Origin of the sequence: Anaerosphaera aminiphila DSM 21120, assembly GCF_900129925.1 — a bacterium.
In the GTDB taxonomy this organism is placed as follows: Bacteria; Bacillota; Clostridia; order Tissierellales; family Peptoniphilaceae; genus Anaerosphaera; species Anaerosphaera aminiphila.
In genome coordinates, this window is sequence record NZ_FQXI01000013.1 from 1 (window position 1) to 23902 (window position 23902).

Sequence of the window (23902 nt, forward strand, 5' to 3'; positions counted from 1 at the left end):
ATATGGTAAAGGATTTTTGGGATACGTGCATTCTTTTTTTGCAAAAAAATAAATGTTGGAGTACTCACCCCAACATTTATTATAGAACCTTTTTTTACTTCGTAATATTAAGGATAAATATAAAAAATCAGAGTAGAAGTTCTCTACTCTGATTTTTTATATTTGAATTTTTTTAATTAATTATTGTTCCACTTCCCGTATAGTTGTCATAGTGGTCAATTTCTTTACTTTCTTTATCTATCTTTTCTATAGATACTCCACCCAATGTGTTTCCAGATTTATAGCCACTTATTCTAATTATGTCATATATATCAAAGCCTTTTTCAGCATCGAAATAATATTCTTCGCCTTTTCTTAAAGCACCTGTTCCATCATTTAGCACTTTTATTCTATAAGTTTTTGTAGTGCTGTTAAACACTCCATCTACTGTTATATGAGTTATTTGAGCCACAGTATCAAACTGGTTATTTTCATTAATGATTTTTATTTTTAATATCTTGCTACCATCAAGTTCAAGTTCAACATACTTATTTCTTAAATATCCTGAATCAATGCTATTTATTCTAAGTCCATCTTCTTCGTATACAGACGTATTTCTAGTCAAATAATAAGTTGTTCTGTTGCCATTTGAACTTTCAAGTGTAACACTTCCAGTTTCATTATTTGAATTAGTACTAGAATATACATCTATATTTGTAATTCTACCAATATTTAATTTTTCATCACTTGAACCAGTTCTAGTAACTATTTTAAAGTTTGTAGTAAGTGTTACTTTTTCTCCAACTTTAAGGTTATTAAATAATTCACTGTTGTTATTATTTATATAGTTACCGTAGAAAGTATAAGTTTTTCCATTGTCCAATTTAAGTTTTATAGTTTCTCTTCTATCAGAAGAACTTGAAGAGTCTGAAATTGAAGTAGTACTCTTGCTAGTTATTTCTCCTGTAACTGAACCACTCTTTGGATAAGACATAACTTCTATAACTTTTCCAGAAGAGTCAGTTTTAAATTCAACTAGTGAATCTAATTTTAAATCACCTGATTTTACTTCTTTTCCAAGTTCATAAATTTTTGCATTTGTAGCAAGTTCAAAGTTGCTATTGTCTGTAGTTTTAATATCGTCTGATTTTACGTCAATATTGTCCTTATTTGTAGTGTACTTAACTGTTATTCCATTTGAATTAGTTGCAGTAATATAGCCAATTAAGTCTTTAGAGCTGTTAGTAACTTCTATAGTTTTTGCCACACCTGCAACAGTTGTGTCACTACTTTCTGAATAAGTTACTTTAACTTCTTGTCCGGCTTTTATATCGCTAAACGCTGCAGTTTTGTCATTCATTTTATAAGTAGTACTTGAGTTCACTCTAAATTGTGATCTCTTTGCATCTTTTTCAATGATAATGGCATCTAAGTTATTTAAGCTTGTAGATAAAACTACTGTACCTGTTGCCTCTTTAGTTTCAGAGCTTACGGCACCGGTTTTTGTCTTATAGTCATAAGATAACTTTGTAATTTTAGCCATTTCAGATCTTCTAATGTACCTATCTCCATCAAAGTTTCCCTCTGATCCAGTAGCTGAGAAAATTCCCGCCTCAACTAGTGACGCCAAATATCCCTTAGTAGAAGCCGGTATTTTGTCAATGTCTTTGTGTTTTAAAACTGAATCATTTCCACTTGAAGATAAGTTTAATCCTCTACCAAAATATACAGCAACTGTGTTTCTATTTGGATATACCATACTATCTGAATCTATAAAGCCTTTACTTTTAGCTTCTTTAAGAGTTTCTTCAGTTATGATATTTTTGTCAACAGCAAGAGATACTGCTTCTTTTGCCCATGAGCTAACTCCATATTTATCACATATTGAACCGTATTTATCAACTGCTTTAGTTAAATCGTCTTTTGATGGATTTATTATTCCCTTTAACAGTTGAAGAGTTTCTTCTAAGCTTACAGGTTTAGTTGGTTGAAAGTCTCCGCCTGGATATCCTTCAATTATGCCCTTGTCACTCATTTCGTCTATATAATCATAGGCCCAACTATATCCACCGCTTTTTTTAACGTCATTAAATTCCTTTGCTGAAACTACACTTGGAACTAACATGATGGCACAAAGGCCAACAGATAATATCCTTGTAATTTTTTTATTATTCATTTTTCAAACCTCCCATTCAATAATAAATAACTACAATTATTATATCACACAAAACCTTTAGTAATATTACAAATATATTGCATTTATTAAACCTTTTCCTCATATTAACTTTCTAATAACCTTGTTTATTCCCTATGTTTTACTGTATAATACTATTATATAAAAATATGAACGGGAGGAGTTCTATGAGATACTTACCTGTAAGCTTCGACACTAGAAATAAAAATGTATTAGTTTTAGGCGGTGGACTTTTAAGTCTTTCAAAAATTAAAGTTCTTTTAAAAACTGAGTTTAATATATATGTAATCTCTGATACCTTTGTAGATGAAATATACGAACTGGAAAAAGAATATGCAGACAAATTATTTTTAAAGGAAGAAAGTTTAGATGGCAACTTTATATTTTTTGCATATGACTATGTGCTCATTGCAACTAATGACTTTGTATTAAATAATGCCTTGGAAAAACGTGCTCAAAAATCTAATATCTTATATGAAAGATGCGATGTATTTTCTAATTCAACTATGCTTATGAATAGAATATTGGAAAAAGGTGGACTTGCAATTGGAATTACTACAGATAAATTAAATCCAACTATTTCAGATATTATCTATGAGGACATAGAAAAGTTATTTGAAACTTATGATGAAGAAAAAATTAAAATTTTAAATAGGATAAGGGCTGAATTAGTGAGAAAAAATTCTCCTGATATTGACAATATTATTAGAGAGTTATATGCCACTGAAAAAATTAACTTAAATACTTATTTAAACAATTTAAAAGTTATAAACTCTAGCATAACTTCAACCAGTGATACAGTTGAAGATAAAAGTAGTGATGACAAAAACAACTTGGATAATAAAACAGATTCTGATAAAATTTAATTATTATATTAACTCCCAACAATATTGTTGGGCGTTTTTCTTGAAAAATATTTTAAAATTGGTGGTTCTATGTTAAAAATCGAAAATTTAATTAAAAATTATGGAGATAAAAACGTACTTAAAGACATTAACTTAAATATAGAGTCCGGAGATATATTCGGATTTATAGGAAAAAATGGTGCAGGTAAGACTACTACTATTAAATGTGCTGTAGGCTTAATAGACTTTGACAGCGGAAATATAGAAATAAATAGTTTAAATATAAAAGCTCACCCCTTAGAGTGCAAAGAAGTTACCGCTTATATTCCCGATAATCCTGACCTATATGAATTTATGACGGGGACTGAATACTTAAACTTCATTGCCGATGTATTTGATATTGAATTATTTGAACGTACAGAAAAAATTAACGAGTATTCAGAAATATTTGACTTAAAAGACGATTTAAGTTCATTAATTTCCACATACTCTCATGGAATGAAACAAAAACTTGCAATTATAAGTGCCCTAATTCACAATCCCAAACTTTTAATTTTAGATGAGCCCTTTGTTGGTCTTGACCCAACAGCAACTCACTTTCTAAAAGAACAGTTTAAAGAAATGTGTAATAGAGGCTGTGCAATTTTTTTCTCAACTCACGTATTGGAAGTGGCTCAAAACCTATGTAATAAAATAGCAATTATAAAAGATGGTGTTATTGTAGAACAGGGAAATACCAAAGAAATCGCGGAAAATTCTTCTCTGGAAAACATTTTTATGGAGTTAATGAAAGATGAGAATTGATAAATTAAAACTACTACTTAGTATTGAGATAAAAAAATATGCAAATTCCAATAAATCTAAAAACTCCTTTGCAAGTGTTGCAATGTTATTTGTGGGAATCTTTGTCTTTATATATTCAATTGCAGGAACAGTTTTTTTATACAACTATGACAAGAATTTAATACCCGGTGTATTCGGACTAATAAGTGTAGTTATCATTGTGTTTTCTGTTGCTACTACAGGATATTTAAGTTTGTTTAGTGAAAAAGAATATAATATATTATTTCCACTTCCACTTAAAGATTCAGAAGTAATAACCAGTAAATTAATTGGTCTATATATTTCAAGTTTGTTTTATATTCTTGTGATACTTTCATTTCCCATATGCTATATGGCAATAAAGAGTGAAACACCTGCCTTTATACTAATTGCTATAATTATGCTGCTGGTTTTTCCTGCAATTCCAATTGTAGTTTCTCTACTGGTTACAATGTTTCTGTCAAAGCACTTTACTTTTAAATATAAAAAACAACTTGGCTCCATACTGGGAATTGTATTAGTTGTGATATTTTATTTGTTAATATACGTATTTCAAAAATTATTTTACAACAACTTAGAAAGTGTAGTACTAAATATTAAATCAATATTTGAAGTTATATACTTTCCAATTATTTTCTTTGAAAAGGCAATTTTAACAAATAATATTTTAAATGCACTACTCTTTATTATAATTTCCGGATTTATAGTAATAGCAGCATTCATATATATAGAAAAAAATTACTTCACACTTTACAATAGAGCTAACACTAAGTCCAATAATAAAAATAAAGTTAAGGAAACCTTTAAAAAGCATTCACTGCAAAGCGCCCTTCAAAAAAAAGAGTTGAAACTGTTTTTTTCCAATAGTACTTATATTTCCAACACAATTGCAATTCCAATTACAATGATAGTTATTGTAATTTTTTCATCCTTTTTAGGTGATGAAAGTTTAAATAATCTCTCCGGCATTACAAATTTAACTGAAACTATAAACTCCTATACTTTAATACTTCTGTGTATGTTTTCAGTTATGGCTCAAACGGCCTATTGCTCAATGTCTATTGAAGGAAATAATATTTGGATTCCCCTTAGCTTGCCAATAAAAAAAGAACAAATATTTTTATCTAAGGTAAGAGTTGGAGTAAGTATAATGTCAGTTCCTCTAATTATTGGAGCAATTGTTTTAACTCTTCACTTTAAACAGGGTTTTATACCACTTATAATAAATATAGCAGTTCCCATAAACTATTCTATATTTTCTAACCTTGTAGGACTTTTATATGATTTAAAAACTGTAAACTACAATTGGACCAACTCAAATGAAGTTGTGAAGCAGAGGTTTTCTATGATTGTCGTAATGCTGGTTTTAATTATTCCCCTTTTAATAATCTTTGTTATTAAATCAAAGCTGCTACTAGATAATGTTCAACTGGGAATAATTACATTTGTAAGTATTTCAATTATTAACTTTATTTTATGGAAATTAATATTAAAAAAAGACCTGTATATGTAATTAGAAAATGCTAACAAAAAAGGTAGATGTACAAAACATCTACCTTTTCAAATTAAATATCTATATTATTCATGACCTAAAACCAACATAATCAAATCTTTTGCCTTAGTATAAGAGTTCTCCTCCACTAAAACTTCTGTGCTGCTCATTGCAGATCCTGTAAGTAATCTCATATAGTTTCCCGCATCATAATTTCTTAATAAATAGGGAATATTGTTTTCTTCCAGTGTTCCAACTACCATTGAAAGTTCAAAATTAGAACTTACAACAGTTAGAGTAACTATATTTACATCATCCATGAAATCACCTAATAATTGTAAGGTCTTTTGGATAGCTATTTAAAACTTCACAGCCATCTTCTGTTATTAAAACTAAATCTTCAATTCTAACTCCTGCAACCCCCGGAATATAAATTCCCGGCTCTACAGAAAAAATATTCCCCGGCTGTAAAACATTTTTATTAATTGAGGAAACATCTCCAATTTCATGAGTTTCCATTCCTATTGAATGCCCTGTTCTATGAGTGAAGTATTTTCCGTATCCTGCTTTTTCTATTACATCTCTAGCCGCTTTATCTACGTCACAAAATCTTGCTCCGGGCTTTGCTGCAGCTATTCCCGCTAAATTTGCCGCAAGAACTGTCTCATAAACTTTTTTTGCCTCTTCACTTACTTCTCTATAAAAAAATGTTCTAGTCATATCTGAACAGTAGTCATTTAAAATACATCCCATGTCAACTACAATACTTTCTCCAACTTTTTTCTTGGAATTGTCTATTACATGGTGTGGATCTGCTGCATTATCGCCATATCCTATGATAGGATCAAAACTAAATTCATAGGCACCCAGTGAATTATACACTTCCATTAAATAAGTACTCATTTCTTTTTCAGTTAAGTCCTCAGATAGCTTCTCTTGCATTTTCCCCATTGCACTGTCATTTAACTTTGAAGCTTCTTCCATTTTCTTTATTTCTTCCGAATCTTTTCTAGATCTAAAATCATCTACAAGGTAGGAAGCTTCTATAAATTTTATACTTGATCTAGCATTCATAAGGGGAATTAAGAATCTTGCTCTTAAATTTTTATCTACTCCAATTATTTCACTGTCTTTTATAGCACTTGATAAAATTTTCATTTGATCATCTGTATCATCTAACCAAATTATTTCAACTCCTTCTATTTCATCAATTGGAAATAACTTATTTATAAATAGTTTTAATTCTCCGGAGTTTTCAATAGATAGGATAAGTAATCTCTCACCCGGTTCTATTTTTCTACCTATTAAGTAAAAAATAGAATACGGATCGCTAACTAACACTTGTCCTATATTCTCTTCTTTCATCTTTGAGCATACTTTTTTTATTCTTTCCTTCATATAAATCACCTCTTTATTATTATAAATAATATCACTTATACTATTTTATTCAAGTAATGCAGTTTTTAATTACTATATTTATTTAAATATTTTTCTTGTATTTTAAACTAAAAACACTTTAAGATTCTGCCATAAAAAATAAAGCTACTTAGTTTAAGCAGCTTTATCTTATTGCATTTAGTAAATTTTCATCTGGCATATCTCTATATACGTCTATTCTCTTAAGTTCAAAAAGCGACTGAGGAAGCCCTTTTATAACTGTATTTGTTCCTTCATTTATAGTAACTGTGGACTTCACCCCTAACAGTCCCAGTAAAATTTCCGAGTGTTCACTATAATAACCTGTAGGGTAGCTAAAAGAATGGATATTTTTGTTAGTTATATTTTTTATTATACTATCTTCCTCATAAAAATCCTTATTAAAGGCTTTTATATAATCCACTTCACTTTCATTTTCAAATTGCTTTACACTACTTCTAACTGGAGTGCTCTTTTCAAATTTTTCCGATTGGTGCATATCATAGCTATGACTTTGTATATCTATTAGACCACTATTATACATTTCAGCGGCCTCACTAGTGCCAAAATGCGGAATAATCTTCTCCTTAGTGTCTTTATAAGTGTCCTTTCCCAAACTTGAACCTATGATATAAATCGTAGCTTTCATGTCCAGCTCCTTTAATATAGGATAGGCTATTTTATAATTTGAGTAGTATCCATCATCGAAGGTAATTAAGATTGGATTTTCAGGAAGTTCTGTTCCCTTCTCTGTGTAATTATACAAGTCACTAAAGGATATTGTATTATACCCACTTTTTTTAATAAGTTCCATTTGTCTTTTAAACTGTTCACTTGAAATTGAGTACTCTCCATCATCAATACTGTGAAGTAAAATAATCGGAATGCTATCTGTGTAAGTAGAATCATCAAATTTTAATTCATAGTTTTTAAAATTTAATATAAATTCATCTATATTACTACTATCTACATGATTTCCAAAATCTTCCGGCATATATACACTTTCATCACCGTAAATTTTTGCCAACATCATATCTCCCACGCTATTTCTAAAGTGCGTACTGTCATAAAAATATCTGGATTCAGTACTTATAGTGGATTTAGAAAAATCCCAAAAGTCAGTAATTTCTCCTAAATCTCTATAAAAAGTTTCAAGTTCATCTATATTGTAATTGTCAAAGTCCTCCCAGTAAATTGGAAACACTATTACCTGTAAATTTATATTTTTCTCATCACACAATTTTTTTATATCACTCATACAATTTTTAAATGAATCTAGCTCAACTAATTTTTTTTCTTCTCTTGGATAATTTTTAAACACGCTATAAGTTTCTCTATTTAAATAGTCTTCCAAATTTCCAATATTTTCTACATCTCTTGTACTCTTGTCATAAACTCCGGTTTCAGGAATAAATACATCAAAGTCCTTCTGGAAAAAGGAATCTTCCCTTGCATCTTTAATTTTCGCAAGTGAATATTGCGGATTGGCAAATAAAAAAGTCTTATAGAAATCAAACAAGTTTTTTTCTGCAACTTTCCCATGCATTCTCTGATTTATTTCATCGTCTCCAATATCAAAAAACATAGCTGTGTTGTAGTTAATTCCCAAGACTATGTTTTCCACTTCTGTATTTTCGCTTAAATACTTAACTGTATTATAAGAGTCCATTAAATCAGACCCATAGTAAAAAGAATTGTAGTACTTGTCACCTGTATATTTATTAATAGTGTCCACTTTTATAGAACCACAACCTGAAGACCCAACTATATATGAATTAAATTCACCTTTGTGCTTATTAATATATCCTATTTTTGCAGTTCTGGGATTTTGAGTAAAATTATAGGAATCCCACTTATAAATCTTATCTCCAAATAGCCCAAAGGGGTCCACTAAAACATTTAAGAGCAGAATGGCGGCAAAAATAATTAGTACTACTGATATAAACATTGTAAAAAATTTCTTAGTACTCATACGTCCTCCCACTAATATTGTCTATAGATAAATTCTGTAGACACATAACCCTCTGCATATATAACTCCAAATACTATTAAAAGTACAAATATTGTAATCACCAATAATTGTATAAAAGTATTTGCACTGTCAAACTTCTTATATAAATTAACTTTCTTTTCAAAGCACAAGTCCACTACAAAAACGATAAGTATACATAAGATAAGTGCTGCAATTCCATTAAAGGTATATCCCATGTCATAAAGCGTTGCCAACTTCACATCCGCAAAACTAAACTGAGTAAATGTCCTCTTTAACATTGCAAATGCAGTTTTAGCACTATCTGCCCTACTAAAATACCTTCCCAATGTAACCAACACATTGGCTCTTAAAATTTGAAACAACATAAACCAATTTGTATAATCTGTAATGTGCAACTTTTTCTTTATCTTTTTAAAGTATGATTCAAAATACAAGCTAAGAGAAATTATAGTTCCATTCCACAGACCATAAAACACATAATTGCTACCTGCCCCATGCCATATTCCAACTATAAAATATAAAATATATGTGGAGATACATACAGATATTAACTTCCCCGTCTTATTTCCAAGTGCCTTTCTCGCCTTTTTATTAATAAAAGCCAGTGGTTTTGAAAGGTTTAGTGAATAAAACACATAGTCCTTCATCCAAGCACTTAGTGTTATATGCCAACGCCTCCAAAAATCTGAAACCGATCTTGCAAAAAAAGGCCTTCTAAAGTTTACGTCCAGTTCAATTCCAAGTATCTGTGAAATTCCCCTTACAATGTCAATTCCACCTGAAAAGTCAGTATATATTTGAATACTGTAGGCAAAAACCGCTAAAAAAATAACAGCACCATAGTAGCCCTCATAATTTGCAAATACAGCATTTACAAATGTGGCTATTCTATCTGCAATAAATATTTTTTTAAAAGCTCCCCAGCAAATAGTTTCAAATCCATATCTAAAGTCAGAGCTGTTATACTCATGCTTTTTAAACATTTGCGGAGCCAGTTTATTATACCTTCCAATTGGCCCTTGAATTATTTGAGGAAAATAAGATACAAAGAGAGCAAACTTAAAGGGATTTTTTTCTGACTTATAACTTCCCCTATAGACATCTATTACATAGGAGATTGATTGAAACATGTAAAAAGATATTCCCAGAGGTATTAAAATACCATATTTATTTGCAAAAAAATTACTATACTTTATTAAAAATAACAGACCAAAATTAATTAAAAGACAGAGTATTAACAGTGTTTTTTTTAATTGTTTTTTTTCTACCTTTTCAATTAGCAGACCAAATACAAATGTATTGATAATGCTAAAGAATATGAAATTTGATTTTGTAAAATAATAATAAAAAAACAAACTTCCAACCAGTAATAATTGCCACTGATAATTTTTTAAAAAAGTATAGTATAAAAATATTATTAAAATTGTAAAAATTATAAAACTACTTTCAAATAAAATCATAATTAATTATTTTTTAATTTTTCTATTAACTTTTCAATAGAGTCTACACTTCCAAAATTTTCAGGTACTATATCCTCTACTCCTATTTTTACTCCAAAGGCTTCATCTGCCTCCATTATAAAGTTTATAATATCAAAAGAATCCAATATTTCATCTTCAATTATATCCACATCTGCACTTGGATCAAAATCTTCATTTAAATCTTGTATTATTTCAACAATTTTTTCCTTAATATTCACAATATCCCCCTAAAATTTTATATAGTTGTGGCAAATATACTTTCCACTTTCAAACCCAAAATAATCGTAAAGCTTTTCAGCTCCCAGGTTATCATCTCGAACCCACAACGCTATTTTTTTATAGTCACTAGCTGAAAAATAACTTATAAAATACTCTACTAGTTTTTTAGCAAGTCCACTTCCCCTATAATCTCTATCTACAACAATCCCCTCTAGTGAAACTGTCTTTTTTTCTTTTAAAAATCTCAAATAACCTACAGTTTTACCTTTGTCCTTAATGGATAAAACCTGTTTATCTTCTATTGCCCTTAACATATTTTCCTTTGACAATATATTTCCCGTGTACTTATCTATATTGCTATCTTGTAAGTTGCATATTAAATCAACTTCATCTACAGATGCAAACTCAACTTCTTCAGGTAGATTAAACTGCTTTTCACCTAGCTTAAATTCCCTGTAGTTTCTGCTTAAGTATTTTTTAAATCCCGAACCTAAAAAACACTTTATAACCTCACTACTCTCATCTCCGTTTTTAATTACCTCATCAAAAACTATGGGCTTATTACACTTTACATCTTCTAAATTTACATTGTCATGTTCTCTATCTATAAAATAATATAAATTATAAAAATCTTCACAGTCTTCATAGAACAATATATAATTCGGACTCTCTACAAAGTAAAGGCTGTTTTCTTCTATTAAAATTCTATAGTCTCTAATTAATCTATTGCCATTATTTAAATATTTTTTTGAAATATATTTTTTAATCAGCAAGTTAAATTCAGTTGTATCCTTAACTAAACTCTTCAAAGTATAACTCCTTTAATTTAACTCTGTCTATTTTCCCGTTTCTATTATAGGGAAATTTTTCATATACAAGGAGTTCACTTGGCAACATATACTTTGGAAGTTTATGCTTTAGCTCTTTAAATATTTCATTTTTATCTACATTTCCACTACAATAAAGTATAATCTTTTTGTTTTCACTGTCATAAAATACTACAGCTTCATCAACTTTATCTATAGATACAGCTGCAACTTCTATTTCGCCAAGTTCAATTCTACTTCCCATGTGTTTTATTTGATTGTCTTTTCTGGAAATATAAACTATTTCTCCATATTCATTGTACTTTCCTAAATCTCCAGTTCTATATATTATATCTCTATAATTTTTATTAAATGGATTTTGAACAAATACTTCATTTGTCTTTTCTATATTATTGTAGTATCCATAGGAAATACCCGTACCTCTGGCACAAATTTCTCCTACTTCACCATCTTCTACAAGCTCATCATTTTCATTTAACAAGTAGACATTCATATTTCTACAGGCTTTACCTATTGGAATTACATCTTCTTTTTTAAATTCTCTATCTATTAAATAATAAGTGCAATCTACTGTAACTTCAGTTGGCCCATATAAATTTATGAACTTTGATCCTTCACTACAAGCTTCTTTCCAAAGCAAGTAATCTTTTGCATATAGCATCTCTCCTGAGAAAAATACTTTATTTACAGTAAGTGGCTTTAATTTTTCAAAAACACCTGACGATGACAATATATTTAAACCTGATGTAGCCCATAGCAAAGTTGTAATCTTTTTCTCATTAAAAAACTCCACCGCCTTTATTGGAAACATAAAGTAAGATGGTTTCATTATATAAAGTGTGCATCCATTTCTAAGCATTTGATATATACACTTTACAGAACAGTCAAAATAAAAAGGAGCTTGATTTGCAAGTATGTCATCTTCACCTATTCCAAAAGTTTCACTTAAAAAATCTGCAAAATCTATTACCATTCTATGACTTATAACTACTCCCTTTGGCATTCCAGTAGAGCCTGATGTATAAATCATATATGCCGGATCAATATCTATTAAATTTTCTAATTTGTTTTTTAAATCCAGTTCTCCACATTTAAAATTAGCTATATTTTCAAAATTATTTCTATTGACATTAAACTTACTAAAAAATCCATTTTCTTTAATATCTAAACACAAAATAGGTTCAACGTCATTTAAAATTAGCTCTACTCTGTCTTTTGGCATCTTATTGTCTATTGGAACGTAAAAATTTCTGCTGTAGAGCACACCTAAAAACATAACTACACTTTGAGTACACCTATCTACTTCAACAGCTATTGGCATATTAGTATTTGTCGTTACACTTGAAATATAACTTGCTATACTCTTTGCACTATCTCTTAGCTCACTAAAAGTAAGTTCTAACTTTTCATCGGAAATAGCTAATTTATCTGGAAATTTCTCTGCACTTTCCTCTAAATATTCAACTAAATTAATAGCCATAAATGCACTCCCCTCCAAATCTATAACGTTGTGATTATAACATATATACTTATTAAAATCAAACATAGACCTTGCTAAACAGCTCATTTACAGCTGTTTCACTGCACTATCCACTCCTGCATTTCACTTATTTAAATTACAGTGTTTTAAAATAAGTGATTTTTATATTTTTAAGTAGCAACTCTCTATTTTATAAGTTTTTATATTCAAAGCTTTGATATTTTTATGCTATAGCTATTTAAAATGTTTTTCAACTATATTATAAAAATAAAAAACAGGTGCAGCTAAAGGCCACACCTGCCTTATTAAATATTTTAAATTATAAACCTATTACATATTTCTTAGTTTTTTTAATATCATTTTTTGTTCAACACTTGCCACAAGTCTTCTTGTATAGTCAACTGTATCAGGGTTTACACTTATCGATGTAACGCCACATTCAACTAAATACTCTGCAAGTTCAGGATATTGACTTGGTCCTTGTCCACATATTGAACAAGTTTTTCCCTTTTTATTACAAGCGTCAATTAAAATCTTAAGAGCTCTTTTCACAGGTTCATTTCTCTCGTCAAAGTAACCCATGTTATTTAAAACTCCTGAATCTCTATCTGCTCCCATTACAAGTTGTGTTAAGTCATTTGAACCTATTGAGAATCCATCTACTAATTCAGCAAATTCCTCTGCTTGAAATACTACTGATGGAACTTCTGCCATTATCCAAATTTTAAAGTTTTTAGATTGTTTTAAACCTTCACTTGCCATAATTTCCTTAACTGTAACCAACTCATCAGTAGTTCTCACAAATGGAAGCATAGCTATTACATTGTTAAGTCCGAATTCTTCTCTAACTTTGTACATTGCTCTACACTCAAGTCTAAAGCCCTCTTCATATTCTGGAGAAATATATCTGGAAACTCCTCTCCATCCAATCATTGGGTTAGACTCTATTGGTTCTACTTCGTCCCCGCCTTTAAGTCCTCTAAATTCATTTGTTCTAAAGTCACTCATTCTAACTACTAAATTTTTTGGATATATTGCCGATGCAACTTTTGAAATACCCTCTGCCAACTTGTCTATCATAAGTTGTTGTTGACCTGTTTTTACAAGGTACATTGGATGAGCACCTATCATATTTGTAAATATAAACTCTGTTCTCATAAGTCCTATTCCATCAAAAGGTAAGTCTTTATACTTCTCTATTAATTCAGGCTCTCCTAAGTTCATATAAATTTTTGTAGCAGTTACCGGAGCCATTAAACTCTTTAAACTGTCAGTTATATTTACTTGACCTTGTACTGTATTTTCTTTTCCCTCTTGTTTCGGTTCTTCTTTTTCCTTTAGTACAAATCCCTCATAAACTATTCCCCTTGTAGCATCAACTGTAACTTCAGCTCCATCTTTTAAAACCTTAGTTGCATTTTTTGCTCCAACTATACATGGTATTTGAAGTTCACGAGAAACTATTGCAGCATGGCAAGTTCTTCCGCCTTCATCTGTAACTACTCCAGCAGCTTTTCTCATTGCCGGAACCATATCCGGATTTGTCATTTCAGTTACTAGTATATCTCCATCTTCAACGAGGTTTATTTCTGAAATATCTTTTATTAATTTTACTCTCCCTCTTCCAATTCCCGGTGATGCAGGAAGTCCTTTGGCAAGTGGCGTCAACACTTCTTTTTCTTCTTTTTTTAATGTGGTTATCGGTCTGGATTGTAAAAAGTAAAATTCTTTTGTATCTATGTCAAATCCCCACTCTGTATCTTGAACACTGCCATATAGCTCTTCAACTTTAAGTCCTCTTTCAATTAGAGTATTTAGTTCTTTTTCATTTAGACACTCAGCATCTACATATTCTCTTCCAAGATAATCCGCTACGCTTACTTCTTCTGTTCCCACTCCACTAGATTTTTTAATTACCATGGAATTTTTAGAAGCTATATTTTTTTCAATGATTTTTTTAGTTTTCTTGTCTATTATATATTCATCCGGTGTAACAGTTCCCGACACTACTGCTTCTCCCAATCCCCAACTTGCATTTATCATCATTTCATCAACATTGTTGTTTATTGGATTAGCAGTAAACATAACTCCGGATTTTTCTGAATTTACCATTTTTTGTATTACAACAGAAAGTGACACATCAAAGTGGTCAAAATTTTGTTTTTCTCTGTAGTAAATTGCCCTTGATGTCCAAAGTGATGCCCAGCACATTCTAACGTGTTTTACTAGTTCTTCTTCACCTCTTATGTGAAGATAGGTATCTTGTTGTCCTGCAAATGAAGCATCTGGTAAATCTTCTGCTGTAGCTGAAGACCTAACTGCAACTTCCGGATTTTCAACATTTATTTCTTTTGCAAATTCCCTATAGGCACTTACAATTTCTTCTTCTAATTTAGGATATATCTTTCCATTATTTATTTTTTCTTGGATTTCTCTACTAACTTCCGTTAATGAATCAACATTATCTACATCTAATGGCTCCATTAAAAATTTTACAACTTCATCTAATTCTGCATATTCTATAAATTTATCATATCCGCCAGCTGTAATACAAAATCCCGGAGGCACTGGTAGACCCATGTGAGTTAACTCACCTAAATTTGCTCCCTTTCCTCCAACTTGTGAAATATCTTCTTTTTTAACTTCATTAAACCACTTAATATAAGTATAATTTGACATAGTCATCCTCCTTTTTCCAGAACTATTATACCACATTTAATATATATGTTACATTACTTTTTTAAAGAATTTTTAAGTTCTGCTATAGATAATGTTGAAACAGCCTCTTTAGCTATGTTAAGCTCCTTTAATAATTTATAAAGCTCACTTTCACTTTCTGATTCTACTTCAATATATGGGTAAGGATAAGTATTTTCATCCCACTTATCTATATCAAAACGAGCATTCTTATAGATATATGACACTCTATTTTTATATCCAGTATCATATATATTGTAACCTAATAGTTTTAATATGTTTATCATTTCTTCTCTATTAGATATTTCTGTAGTATGCTCAATATTTTCTCTGACTCTTTTATTTGTAATTTGTTCTTTAAAAGTTAAATACATATATTCTTTTTTATTTATTAAATCTTTAGTATATCTAATTCTGAGGTATCCTTCAGTATTATTAGAAATGGGATTTACCGTGGAGTCAATAGTTGTATTTTCCTGATACTCTTTAGCTATTAACTTAGCACCTAAGTTTATTAACTGATTCTCAATTTTTTCTACATCTAAGCCCAAGAGCTTAACTTCTATTTCTCTTTCCATTAAATTAGTATCTCCTGTAATTTAAAATCCACATAGTCACTGGATACGCACTTATACTCTACCCCTTCAATTTCTCCTTCAACCACAAACTTGTGTCCCTCTGCATGTAAATGTCCATATATACACAAATCCACTCCATTTTCGCTTAACAGATTGGCAAATTCATTAGGCTTTAAATTTTGATCAAAAGGTGGATAGTGTAGCATAACTATTTTTTTATCAACATCACTTCCGGAATTTAAAGAGTTCATAAGTCTATTTAATTCTCTTTTATATATTGTCTCATCGTTTTCATTAAATCCCTGAGTGTCCTTTGACATCCAACCTCTAGTTCCATAAATTCCAATTCCATTGTATAAAAAGGAATTGTTGGACAAAAACTCTATTGTCTTTAAATCCAGAGCGTTCATTTTATTTAAAGAACTCCACCAGTAGTCGTGATTCCCCTTTGAAATTATCTTCTTTCCAGGCAACTCATCTATAATTCTCAAGTCTTTCTCTGATTCTTTAAGTTTTAATCCCCAAGAAATATCTCCCGGAAGTAGTACTAAATCTTCAGGTAAGACTACTTTTTTCCAATGTTCTATTATTTTCTCTTCGTGTTTTTCCCACTTCTCTCCAAAAATATCCATTGGTTTATCTCCCACTGGGTCAAAGTGTAAATCTCCTAGTGCCCAAATCATATCTGCTCCATATTTACTAAATTATATTCTACATTCATTTTTTCCATTTCCATCTTTTCTCTATTAGTTGCTGAAAAAATAATTACTTGCTTTGATTTAGATATTTCATTTAGATATTTAATCGTACTTTCAAGTCTATTATCATCATATTGAATAAAGTGGTCATCTAAAACTATAGGTGCATTTTCAAACAATAAGTTTAAAATTGATATTCTAAATGCCAAGTAAATTTGATCAATTGTTCCATTACTTAGTTCACTTGTCTTTACATACTTATCTACTTCACTGTCATACACGCTTATATTAAATTGAGAGTCAATATTTATATTGTCGTATTTGGAATTTGTAAACTTCTTTAACAAATCAGATATACTATCTCTTAGTAGAGGAAGTATATTTTCTTTGTTTTCTTTTGAAATTTCTCTAATTAACTCTATAGCCTCTTCACTGGACTTTTTATCTTTTTCTTTTTCATCAAGTTCTTTAGTTTTAAAACTCAATTCCTCTTTAAATTTTTCCAACTTTTTAATTGACACTTCAACTATTGATATTCTCTCTTTTACTCTGGTTAATTCCAATTCAATATTTCTGTACTCTTCTTTTACTGATGAAGTATCTATATCTTCTATTTGCACTTTGTGATTTAACTCTTCAAAGTCTCTGCCTTCTAAAAGCAAATTAATTATATTTTCTAAATTTTCTATTTTTGTATCTACTGAAATTATTTTCAAATCTTCATTAAATTTATCTTTAAATTCACTTATATTTTCAATGCCATAACTTTTAAAAATATTGTCTTGTTCATTTTTTAATTTTTTAAGTTCTTCATCTAAAGTATAGAGTTCAGACTTTTGTTTTTCAATTTCGCTGTTTAACAACTCTGTCTTTAATTTGTTTTCATTTAAAGTTTTTAATTTACTATCTATAAATTGTTCTAATTCCACATTGTCTTTTACTTTGTATTTTTTACATAGATTATCTAACAATATGTCTAATTCTTTCTTCTTTAAAGTTTTTTCACTAGATTTTTTTTCATAATCTTCAACTTTTGTATTTAATCTATTTACAACATCTAAATTCATTCTAATTTTAATTGACCTTAAGTAAATATATATTCCAAATCCAACACTTATAAGATTTAAATAATATTTTTTAAAGTAAATTGAAATAATAAGTATTAATACTATGGCTACTCCCGATAAACTTATTAGTGAAGTGATTTTGCCACTGGAATTTTTAACATTTTTAATATCCAGACGTATAAATTCTATTTCTTTAGAATAGTTTATTGCATTTAACTCACGAAGTGTGTTGTTTAAATTTTGTATATGAGCAAAGTCCTTTTTTAACTCCTCTTCCTCATCTAAGTTAAGCTCACTTGTGCTTGAACCGAGCATTGAAAGTTCACTTATTTTTCTCTCTATATTGTAAATTTTCTTTTCAAGTTCTATAACTTTTTCATAGGACTCATAGCTTATTAAATTGTCACTGCTTTTTTTATTTAATAAGTCTGCAATTTCGCTTTTCTTTTCTAAAATCTCATTGTAGCGCTTTTGATCTTCAATTAACTCCGCTCTACCTATTTCACTTTTTAAAAAATCTTGTCTCTTTTTTAATTTTTCTTGTTCAGTTAATAGATCATCATAATCAGATTTTTCATTTTCCAAAATAAATATTTCTCTTTTAAGTTTTTCAATTTCACTACTTAATTTTCCAATTTCACTTTTGCTTAAACTCTGCTTTCCCAAAGTATTTAACTGCTCTTGAATTAAGGATATTGCCTTCATTGGATTTACAAGCTCATCACTGGCAGTGGAAAAGTTTTCAATTTTCTCCTTAAGAGCTTCGTAACTTTCTTGCTTGGGCTCAGTTTGTAACTGTCCCACAAAAAAACTGTTTAAAAATACAGTGCTGTTCACCCCAAATAGATAAGCTCCAGGTTGCTTTATCTTAGTATATTTAATAAGTTCATCAGAATTTGAAATGTTTTCTCCCGTGGATAAATTTATGAAACTAAGTTCATTTTTATTAAAATCTCTCTCAATTCTAAATATATTTCCATCTTCAACTTCTAAATATCCTCTATAATCTGTTCCCAGCCAAGGTCTATATTTTTCAAAGTTTTCATCAAAAATACGCCTCTTTGTAGAGTCTTTTGCAAAGCCGTAGAACATCCCAAATAAAAATGTAAAGACAGTTGATTTTCCACTTTCATTATTTCCAACTATTAAATTAAGCCCCTTTGAGAGCTTTATTTTTTTATTGTGAAATTTTCCAAAATTTGAAATTCCAATTTCATTAATTTTCATTTTTCGCCTCTAACAGTGCTTTTAAGCCAATATTTAGCAATCTCGTGTCTGCTTTGGCACCTGCAATATACTTCCCTATTATATTTTCTCTATTTTTTTCATATAGCTCTTCAATTGATATAGTGAGTTTTAATTCATCTACTATCTCTACATAAAAAAATCCCCTTTGATTTTTTAGTACTTCTATTAAGTAATTTGGATTAGTGTATTTTCCTCTTACAATTACTCTGTTTAAATCTTCTTTTTTAGAAGACAGTAAATTATTAAACTCCTCCAAAACTTTTTCAACTGTAATATCCTCTGAAACTTCTAAGATTATCTCATTGTACTTTCGTATTGAATTGGAAATAAAATCAACTTTTCTTTCTCCATTTTCAATTTCCACAACTAAAAATCCTCTGTCTCCCAATTCCGAAAAACTCAGCCCCTCAGGAGAACCACAGTAATAGCAATTGTCTTCTATTTTCTGCTCTAAGTGAATGTGACCTAGGGCAACATAGTCAAATTTATATTCATCTATTACTTTCATATCTATGGGAAAATAATCTCTTCCACCGACGCTTCCATGAAGCATTAGTATATTTGTCTTTTCATCTTCCACTTTAAAGTTTAAATCTGTATTAAAGTCAAATTGACGGTTCCACGAAATGCCATGTACCCTTAAATTTAACTCATCAATATCAAAAAATGCATCTTTATTAAAAATATAAACTTTCTCATTAAAATCTACCTTATATAAAAGAGAATTTTCATCTATATAATCATGATTTCCCCCAATAATAAAAGTATATGCACTATTTAATTTGTTTAGTATATCTCTAAATCTGAGCATATCTGAAAAAGTAAAGTACTCTCTCTCATATATATCTCCACATATTAAAAGTACATCTATATTATTGTCATTTACATATTCTATTGTATTTTTAAAACTCACCCATAGTTCTTCTCTTCTAATGGAAGAAATATTTTGAGGTAGTTCTCCTTTGTAAAATCTACCTAAGTGTAAATCTCCAGTATGTAAGATTTTCATATAATCACCCCCATAATTATATCTTATATAAATACCTATCACAACATTTCACATTAAAAAATAGAGACTATAGCCATACTATAAGTCTCTATCATAAATTTATATATTTTGCCAATATACTATTTCTTTAATTTTAAAATTTACTACTTATTTTCACAAATACAAAATTCTCTAAATTTCCAACTACATTATTAATTTTTGAACTTTCTTAAATTCATCAGTGCCTGCAATTGAATTTAAGTCAAACATTATAGATTCCACATTTGAAACCACACAGCCCATATCTTTAAATTGGCTTAGTGCATTTTTATAATTAAATTCAGATCTGGAGCCCATTGCATCACTTGCAATAAATACTTCATATCCTGCTTTAATTAAATCTCTTGCTGTCAACAACACACATATATGAGCTTCTATTCCGCACATTACAATTTGACTTTTCTTTTTAGCTTCCAGTTCAGCTCTAAAATTTTCATCTAACATGCAACTAAAGCTCTTTTTTTCTATTTCCTTAGTTTCTCCTATAGGTTCTATTATCTCAGCATTTGTATAGCCTAAACCCTTTGGATATTGAGCTGTTACCATTCTATCTATATCCATTATCTGCGCCATATGTGACAGTATTTTTGCATTTTTTAAAACTTCTTCCTTATTACTTATTGCTTTTAAAAGTTTATCTTGTAAATCTACAAATAAGAACAAAGTTTTTTCTCTATCTAAATTAAAATTTTTCATAAATCCTCCTATATTTTACTTACTTTTATACCGGTCATTAGCTTTTTAATATCTGCCATTGAAACCATTCTAAATTTTACAAAATTTTCTACAATTGAAGAGGCTACTGAAAATTTTATAGTAGTTTCAAAGTCATATTTTCTCTCAAATCCAAATCCGATTCCAGCCAATATTAAATTTTTATTTATTTTAGTAATATCATTCTTAAAACTTTCAAAGTCTACCTTTATAGATTCAGTTTTGTTTGCAACTATTACACCATTTTCAGATATAACTATTAGGTTTACTATTCCCTTGTTTAATACAAATTTAGATGCTCTTATTACGTCATTTTGAGTTTTAATAATTGTATTTGTAAATCTCTCCAACTCTTCCTTTTCAACTATGGCAATAAAAGGTTTTTGCTCCCCTAAATCTTCAAATCTTTTTATATTTAGTGCAACGTCAATTCCCCTTCTGTTGCAAAGGCTTATTAACGTTTCATAGGTTCTATCTCCCCATGCATCAAAGTCTATTTCCGGAATACACACTAAATTTCTATTAGTACTTTCCTTTGATAGTTTTATTAAAAAATCATCTCTGTTTTCTGATGTTATTCTAGGACTTTTCGTTCTAACTACTGTTCTAAAAGACTTGTTTTGAATTAAAATCTCTTCAATGTTTTCATCTACAATTCTAATAAAATCATAGTCCACAGAATTTTCACTTAACCTTGTCTTTATTTCTTCTCCTGTTTCTCCTCCTAGAAAAGTTAAAAGTTTGGGATTTGCCCCTAAGTACCTTAAAAAAAACACGCTGTCTACTCCATATCCAGATGCATATACTCTTGATTCTTCTGACTCATTTTCAGCATTCTTTTTAAAATTGCTGACTTTATATTTTCTAGTTATCTTTGGGTTGAGATCACAATATATAATCATATATCCTCCATTAATTTATACTATAAAGTTTATTTAATAAATCTTCCTTAATTTCTCTTAGTTTTTCAACTGCTCTTTTCTCATCTTCGTCCTTTGTATAAATATACAGTTTTATCTTGGGCTCTGTTCCTGAAGGTCTTATTGCAAACCAAGAGCCGTCTTCTAAATAATATTTTAAAACATTTGATGCTGCTACATCTTTATACCCATTTAAATAGTCTATTCTTTCTTTTAGCTCTATTTTTCCAAAAGAAGTAAACTCCTGCTCTCTAAAATACTTCATCATTCTGGAAATTCTCTCGCTTCCCTCAATTCCCTCAAGTACTATACTTGTTAAATCTTCCTTGAAATATCCAAATTCTCTATATATTTCTTCAAGTACTTCTACTAAATTCTTACCTCGTTTTTTATAGTAAGCTGCCATTTCAACTATCATCATAGATGAAATAACTGCATCTTTATCTCTCACGTGATCTCCATACACATATCCAATACTCTCTTCATAGCCGAATATAAATTTATATTCTCTAGTCTTGTCCCAGAGATTTGCAAGTGAACAAATATGCTTAAATCCCGTTAGTGTTTCAAATGTGCTGACACCTAAACTCTCTGCAATTTCTCTTCCCAAATCTCCTGTGACTATTGACTTAACCATGGCTGCGTCAAAGGGAATAATATTTTTGTCATTTAATCTGTTTAATATATAGTGTATTAAAAGTGCACCTGTTTGATTTCCATTAAAGGCGTAGTATTCACCTACAGATTTTTTTCCCATCATTGCAACTCTATCACAGTCGGGATCTGTGGCAAATATTAAATCTGCATTTAACTCCTGTGCCAGTTTAATAGAATATTCAAAAGCTTTTATATCTTCAGGATTGGGATATCCCACTGTTTCAAATGTAGGATCAGGATGCTCCTGTTCAGAAACTACATTTATATTTGTAAATCCCCTTTGCTCTAATACATATCTAACGGGCTTATTTCCCGTTCCATTTAGTGGAGAATATACCACACAAATATCTTTGTCTATATCTTCACTTAAACTCTTAGAGAGGGTTTTCTTGTAGTAGCTCTCATCTAAATCACTTTTTATTATCTCAACTAGTCCGCTTTCTACGGTTCTTTTATAGTCCATAATTTCTACGTCTTCATATTTTAACTTTTTAATTTCAGAAAGTATTTCATTTGCAATATCATCTAATATTTGAGAGCCCTCCTCCCAGTAAACTTTATAGCCGTTGTACTGTTTCGGATTGTGACTTGCTGTCACTACTATTCCTGAAATTGCCCCTAAATACCTAACTGCGTATGATAGCATTGGCGTAGGTCTTATATCGCTAAACAAATAAGTTTTTATTCCATTTGCTGCAAATACTCTTGATGCTACATCTGTAAATTCCTTAGACATAAATCTCACGTCATAGGCTATTACAACTCCTCTTTCCATAGCTTCTGTTCCACGTTTTTTTATTACATTTGCCAGACCTTGAGTAGCTCGTGAAACTACGTACTTGTTCATTCTATTAGTTCCAGCTCCTATAATTCCTCTAAGTCCTGCAGTTCCAAACTCTAAATCTCTATAAAATCTATCTTTTAATTCATTTTCATCTTTTATATTTTCTATTTCAGCCTTTGATTCTAAATCAATTACTGAACTTTCAAGCCATTCATTCATTTTATTTCTATAATCCACTTGTTTCACCCTTTACTAAATCTGCAAATTTTGCATTTATTAAATTTGCAACTTCTACTGGATTTACTTTTATCTGCATGCCCACTTTTCCACCACTTACAAAAAAATAATCTTTACTTTTTGCAGTTTCATCTATAAATGTCGTAAATAATTTTTTCATTCCAACAGGGGAACATCCTCCATGAACATATCCTGTCAAACTCAAAAGATTTTTTTGTGGAAGCATTTCAATTTTCTTCTCCCCGCTTACAATTGCCGCTTTTTTTAAGTCCAATTCTCCATATACGGGTATTACAAATACATAGTAACTTTCTTTAGATTCTGTAACTAAAGTCTTATAAACTAAATATACATCTTCTTTTAAAGTCTTTGCAACTTCCACTCCCGAGATTCCACCTTTAGAAGAATATTCTATAACTTCATAATTTACATTGTTTTTTTCTAAAATTCTCATTGCATTTGTCTTTTTCATTTTAAAATCACCACATTCTTCCTATATTTTACAG

Annotated in this window: 20 protein-coding genes; 3 read left to right on the forward strand and 17 right to left on the reverse strand. The window is 29.8% G+C overall.

Annotated features, from left to right (window positions below):
- Positions 1-172: 172 nt before the first annotated feature.
- A complete protein-coding gene (locus BUB47_RS07865; protein WP_073185185.1) occupies positions 173-2155 on the reverse strand; it encodes an S-layer homology domain-containing protein in 1983 nt (660 codons plus the stop codon).
- A gap of 185 nt (positions 2156-2340) precedes the next feature.
- Here BUB47_RS07865 and BUB47_RS07870 point away from each other — a divergent pair, with 185 nt between their 5' ends.
- The 3 genes from BUB47_RS07870 to BUB47_RS07880 all read left to right on the forward strand — a co-directional run bounded on the left by BUB47_RS07870 (position 2341) and on the right by BUB47_RS07880 (position 5353).
- Positions 2341-3039, forward strand: coding sequence for a precorrin-2 dehydrogenase/sirohydrochlorin ferrochelatase family protein (locus BUB47_RS07870; RefSeq protein ID WP_073185187.1), 699 nt, complete (start codon positions 2341-2343; stop codon positions 3037-3039).
- Between the two features lie 69 nt (positions 3040-3108).
- On the forward strand, positions 3109-3822 hold the full coding sequence (locus BUB47_RS07875; RefSeq protein ID WP_073185190.1) for an ABC transporter ATP-binding protein: 714 nt from the start codon (positions 3109-3111) through the stop codon (positions 3820-3822).
- Positions 3812-5353, forward strand: coding sequence for a putative ABC transporter permease subunit (locus BUB47_RS07880; protein ID WP_073185195.1), 1542 nt, complete (start codon positions 3812-3814; stop codon positions 5351-5353). The genes BUB47_RS07875 and BUB47_RS07880 overlap by 11 nt, the downstream gene beginning before the upstream one ends.
- Before the next feature lie 65 nt (positions 5354-5418).
- On the opposite strand, the gene BUB47_RS07885 is transcribed toward BUB47_RS07880, so the two are convergent.
- The 16 genes from BUB47_RS07885 to ybaK form a co-directional block, all read right to left on the reverse strand.
- Positions 5419-5652: a putative signal transducing protein gene (locus tag BUB47_RS07885; RefSeq protein WP_073185199.1), complete on the reverse strand. Its 234-nt coding sequence runs from the start codon at positions 5650-5652 to the stop codon at positions 5419-5421.
- Between the two features lie 4 nt (positions 5653-5656).
- A complete protein-coding gene (locus BUB47_RS07890; RefSeq protein ID WP_073185201.1) occupies positions 5657-6730 on the reverse strand; it encodes a M24 family metallopeptidase in 1074 nt (357 codons plus the stop codon).
- A 163-nt stretch (positions 6731-6893) separates the two neighbouring features.
- Positions 6894-8720 (reverse strand): polysaccharide deacetylase family protein, encoded by a 1827-nt coding sequence (locus BUB47_RS07895; protein ID WP_073185203.1) that lies wholly within the window; start codon positions 8718-8720, stop codon positions 6894-6896.
- A gap of 11 nt (positions 8721-8731) precedes the next feature.
- Entirely contained in the window at positions 8732-10096 is a 1365-nt protein-coding gene (locus BUB47_RS07900; protein ID WP_159430547.1) for an MBOAT family O-acyltransferase, read from the reverse strand.
- Positions 10097-10203: 107 nt separating this feature from the next.
- Complete coding sequence (locus tag BUB47_RS07905; RefSeq protein WP_234945651.1) at positions 10204-10440, reverse strand: acyl carrier protein; 237 nt, start codon at positions 10438-10440, stop codon at positions 10204-10206.
- A gap of 9 nt (positions 10441-10449) precedes the next feature.
- A complete protein-coding gene (locus BUB47_RS07910; RefSeq protein WP_073185207.1) occupies positions 10450-11250 on the reverse strand; it encodes a GNAT family N-acetyltransferase in 801 nt (266 codons plus the stop codon).
- The gene (locus BUB47_RS07915; RefSeq protein WP_073185209.1) at positions 11234-12748 is read right to left on the reverse strand and encodes an amino acid adenylation domain-containing protein; all 1515 of its coding nucleotides are present in this window, start codon (positions 12746-12748) and stop codon (positions 11234-11236) included. Before BUB47_RS07915 ends, BUB47_RS07910 begins: the two co-directional genes overlap by 17 nt.
- A gap of 330 nt (positions 12749-13078) precedes the next feature.
- Positions 13079-15427, reverse strand: a complete 2349-nt coding sequence (ppsA, locus tag BUB47_RS07920) for a phosphoenolpyruvate synthase (RefSeq protein WP_073185211.1) — start codon at positions 15425-15427, stop codon at positions 13079-13081.
- Between the two features lie 53 nt (positions 15428-15480).
- Positions 15481-16023: a class IV adenylate cyclase gene (locus tag BUB47_RS07925; RefSeq protein ID WP_073185213.1), complete on the reverse strand. Its 543-nt coding sequence runs from the start codon at positions 16021-16023 to the stop codon at positions 15481-15483.
- Entirely contained in the window at positions 16023-16706 is a 684-nt protein-coding gene (locus BUB47_RS07930) for a metallophosphoesterase (protein ID WP_073185215.1), read from the reverse strand. Before BUB47_RS07930 ends, BUB47_RS07925 begins: the two co-directional genes overlap by 1 nt.
- On the reverse strand, positions 16703-19015 hold the full coding sequence (locus BUB47_RS07935) for an ATP-binding protein (RefSeq protein WP_073185217.1): 2313 nt from the start codon (positions 19013-19015) through the stop codon (positions 16703-16705). Before BUB47_RS07935 ends, BUB47_RS07930 begins: the two co-directional genes overlap by 4 nt.
- Positions 19005-20045, reverse strand: coding sequence for a metallophosphoesterase family protein (locus tag BUB47_RS07940; protein ID WP_073185219.1), 1041 nt, complete (start codon positions 20043-20045; stop codon positions 19005-19007). The genes BUB47_RS07935 and BUB47_RS07940 overlap by 11 nt, the downstream gene beginning before the upstream one ends.
- 183 nt (positions 20046-20228) lie before the next feature.
- Positions 20229-20780, reverse strand: coding sequence for an isochorismatase family protein (locus BUB47_RS07945; RefSeq protein WP_073185220.1), 552 nt, complete (start codon positions 20778-20780; stop codon positions 20229-20231).
- Positions 20781-20788: 8 nt separating this feature from the next.
- Positions 20789-21700 carry a PfkB family carbohydrate kinase gene (locus tag BUB47_RS07950; RefSeq protein WP_073185222.1) on the reverse strand — a complete coding sequence of 304 codons (912 nt, stop codon included), beginning with the start codon at positions 21698-21700 and terminating at the stop codon, positions 20789-20791.
- A 10-nt stretch (positions 21701-21710) separates the two neighbouring features.
- On the reverse strand, positions 21711-23396 hold the full coding sequence (locus tag BUB47_RS07955; protein WP_073185223.1) for a phospho-sugar mutase: 1686 nt from the start codon (positions 23394-23396) through the stop codon (positions 21711-21713).
- On the reverse strand, positions 23386-23868 hold the full coding sequence (gene ybaK / locus BUB47_RS07960) for a Cys-tRNA(Pro) deacylase (RefSeq protein WP_073185225.1): 483 nt from the start codon (positions 23866-23868) through the stop codon (positions 23386-23388). Before ybaK ends, BUB47_RS07955 begins: the two co-directional genes overlap by 11 nt.
- Positions 23869-23902: the final 34 nt, after the last annotated feature.

Bases quoted from the DNA above. Each gene is read 5' to 3' on its own strand.
- BUB47_RS07895 (WP_073185203.1), bottom strand. From the start codon at position 8,720: ATGAGTACTAAGAAATTTTTTACAATGTTTATATCAGTAGTACTAATT.
- BUB47_RS07885 (WP_073185199.1), bottom strand. From the start codon at position 5,652: ATGGATGATGTAAATATAGTTACTCTAACTGTTGTAAGTTCTAATTTT.
- BUB47_RS07870 (WP_073185187.1), top strand. From the start codon at position 2,341: ATGAGATACTTACCTGTAAGCTTCGACACTAGAAATAAAAATGTATTA.
- ybaK (WP_073185225.1), bottom strand. From the start codon at position 23,868: ATGAAAAAGACAAATGCAATGAGAATTTTAGAAAAAAACAATGTAAAT.
- BUB47_RS07880 (WP_073185195.1), top strand. From the start codon at position 3,812: ATGAGAATTGATAAATTAAAACTACTACTTAGTATTGAGATAAAAAAA.
- BUB47_RS07915 (WP_073185209.1), bottom strand. From the start codon at position 12,748: ATGGCTATTAATTTAGTTGAATATTTAGAGGAAAGTGCAGAGAAATTT.
- BUB47_RS07875 (WP_073185190.1), top strand. From the start codon at position 3,109: ATGTTAAAAATCGAAAATTTAATTAAAAATTATGGAGATAAAAACGTA.
- BUB47_RS07865 (WP_073185185.1), bottom strand. From the start codon at position 2,155: ATGAATAATAAAAAAATTACAAGGATATTATCTGTTGGCCTTTGTGCC.
- BUB47_RS07945 (WP_073185220.1), bottom strand. From the start codon at position 20,780: ATGAAAAATTTTAATTTAGATAGAGAAAAAACTTTGTTCTTATTTGTA.
- ppsA (WP_073185211.1), bottom strand. From the start codon at position 15,427: ATGTCAAATTATACTTATATTAAGTGGTTTAATGAAGTTAAAAAAGAA.
- BUB47_RS07930 (WP_073185215.1), bottom strand. From the start codon at position 16,706: ATGATTTGGGCACTAGGAGATTTACACTTTGACCCAGTGGGAGATAAA.
- BUB47_RS07950 (WP_073185222.1), bottom strand. From the start codon at position 21,700: ATGATTATATATTGTGATCTCAACCCAAAGATAACTAGAAAATATAAA.
- BUB47_RS07935 (WP_073185217.1), bottom strand. From the start codon at position 19,015: ATGAAAATTAATGAAATTGGAATTTCAAATTTTGGAAAATTTCACAAT.
- BUB47_RS07940 (WP_073185219.1), bottom strand. From the start codon at position 20,045: ATGAAAATCTTACATACTGGAGATTTACACTTAGGTAGATTTTACAAA.
- BUB47_RS07890 (WP_073185201.1), bottom strand. From the start codon at position 6,730: ATGAAGGAAAGAATAAAAAAAGTATGCTCAAAGATGAAAGAAGAGAAT.
- BUB47_RS07925 (WP_073185213.1), bottom strand. From the start codon at position 16,023: ATGGAAAGAGAAATAGAAGTTAAGCTCTTGGGCTTAGATGTAGAAAAA.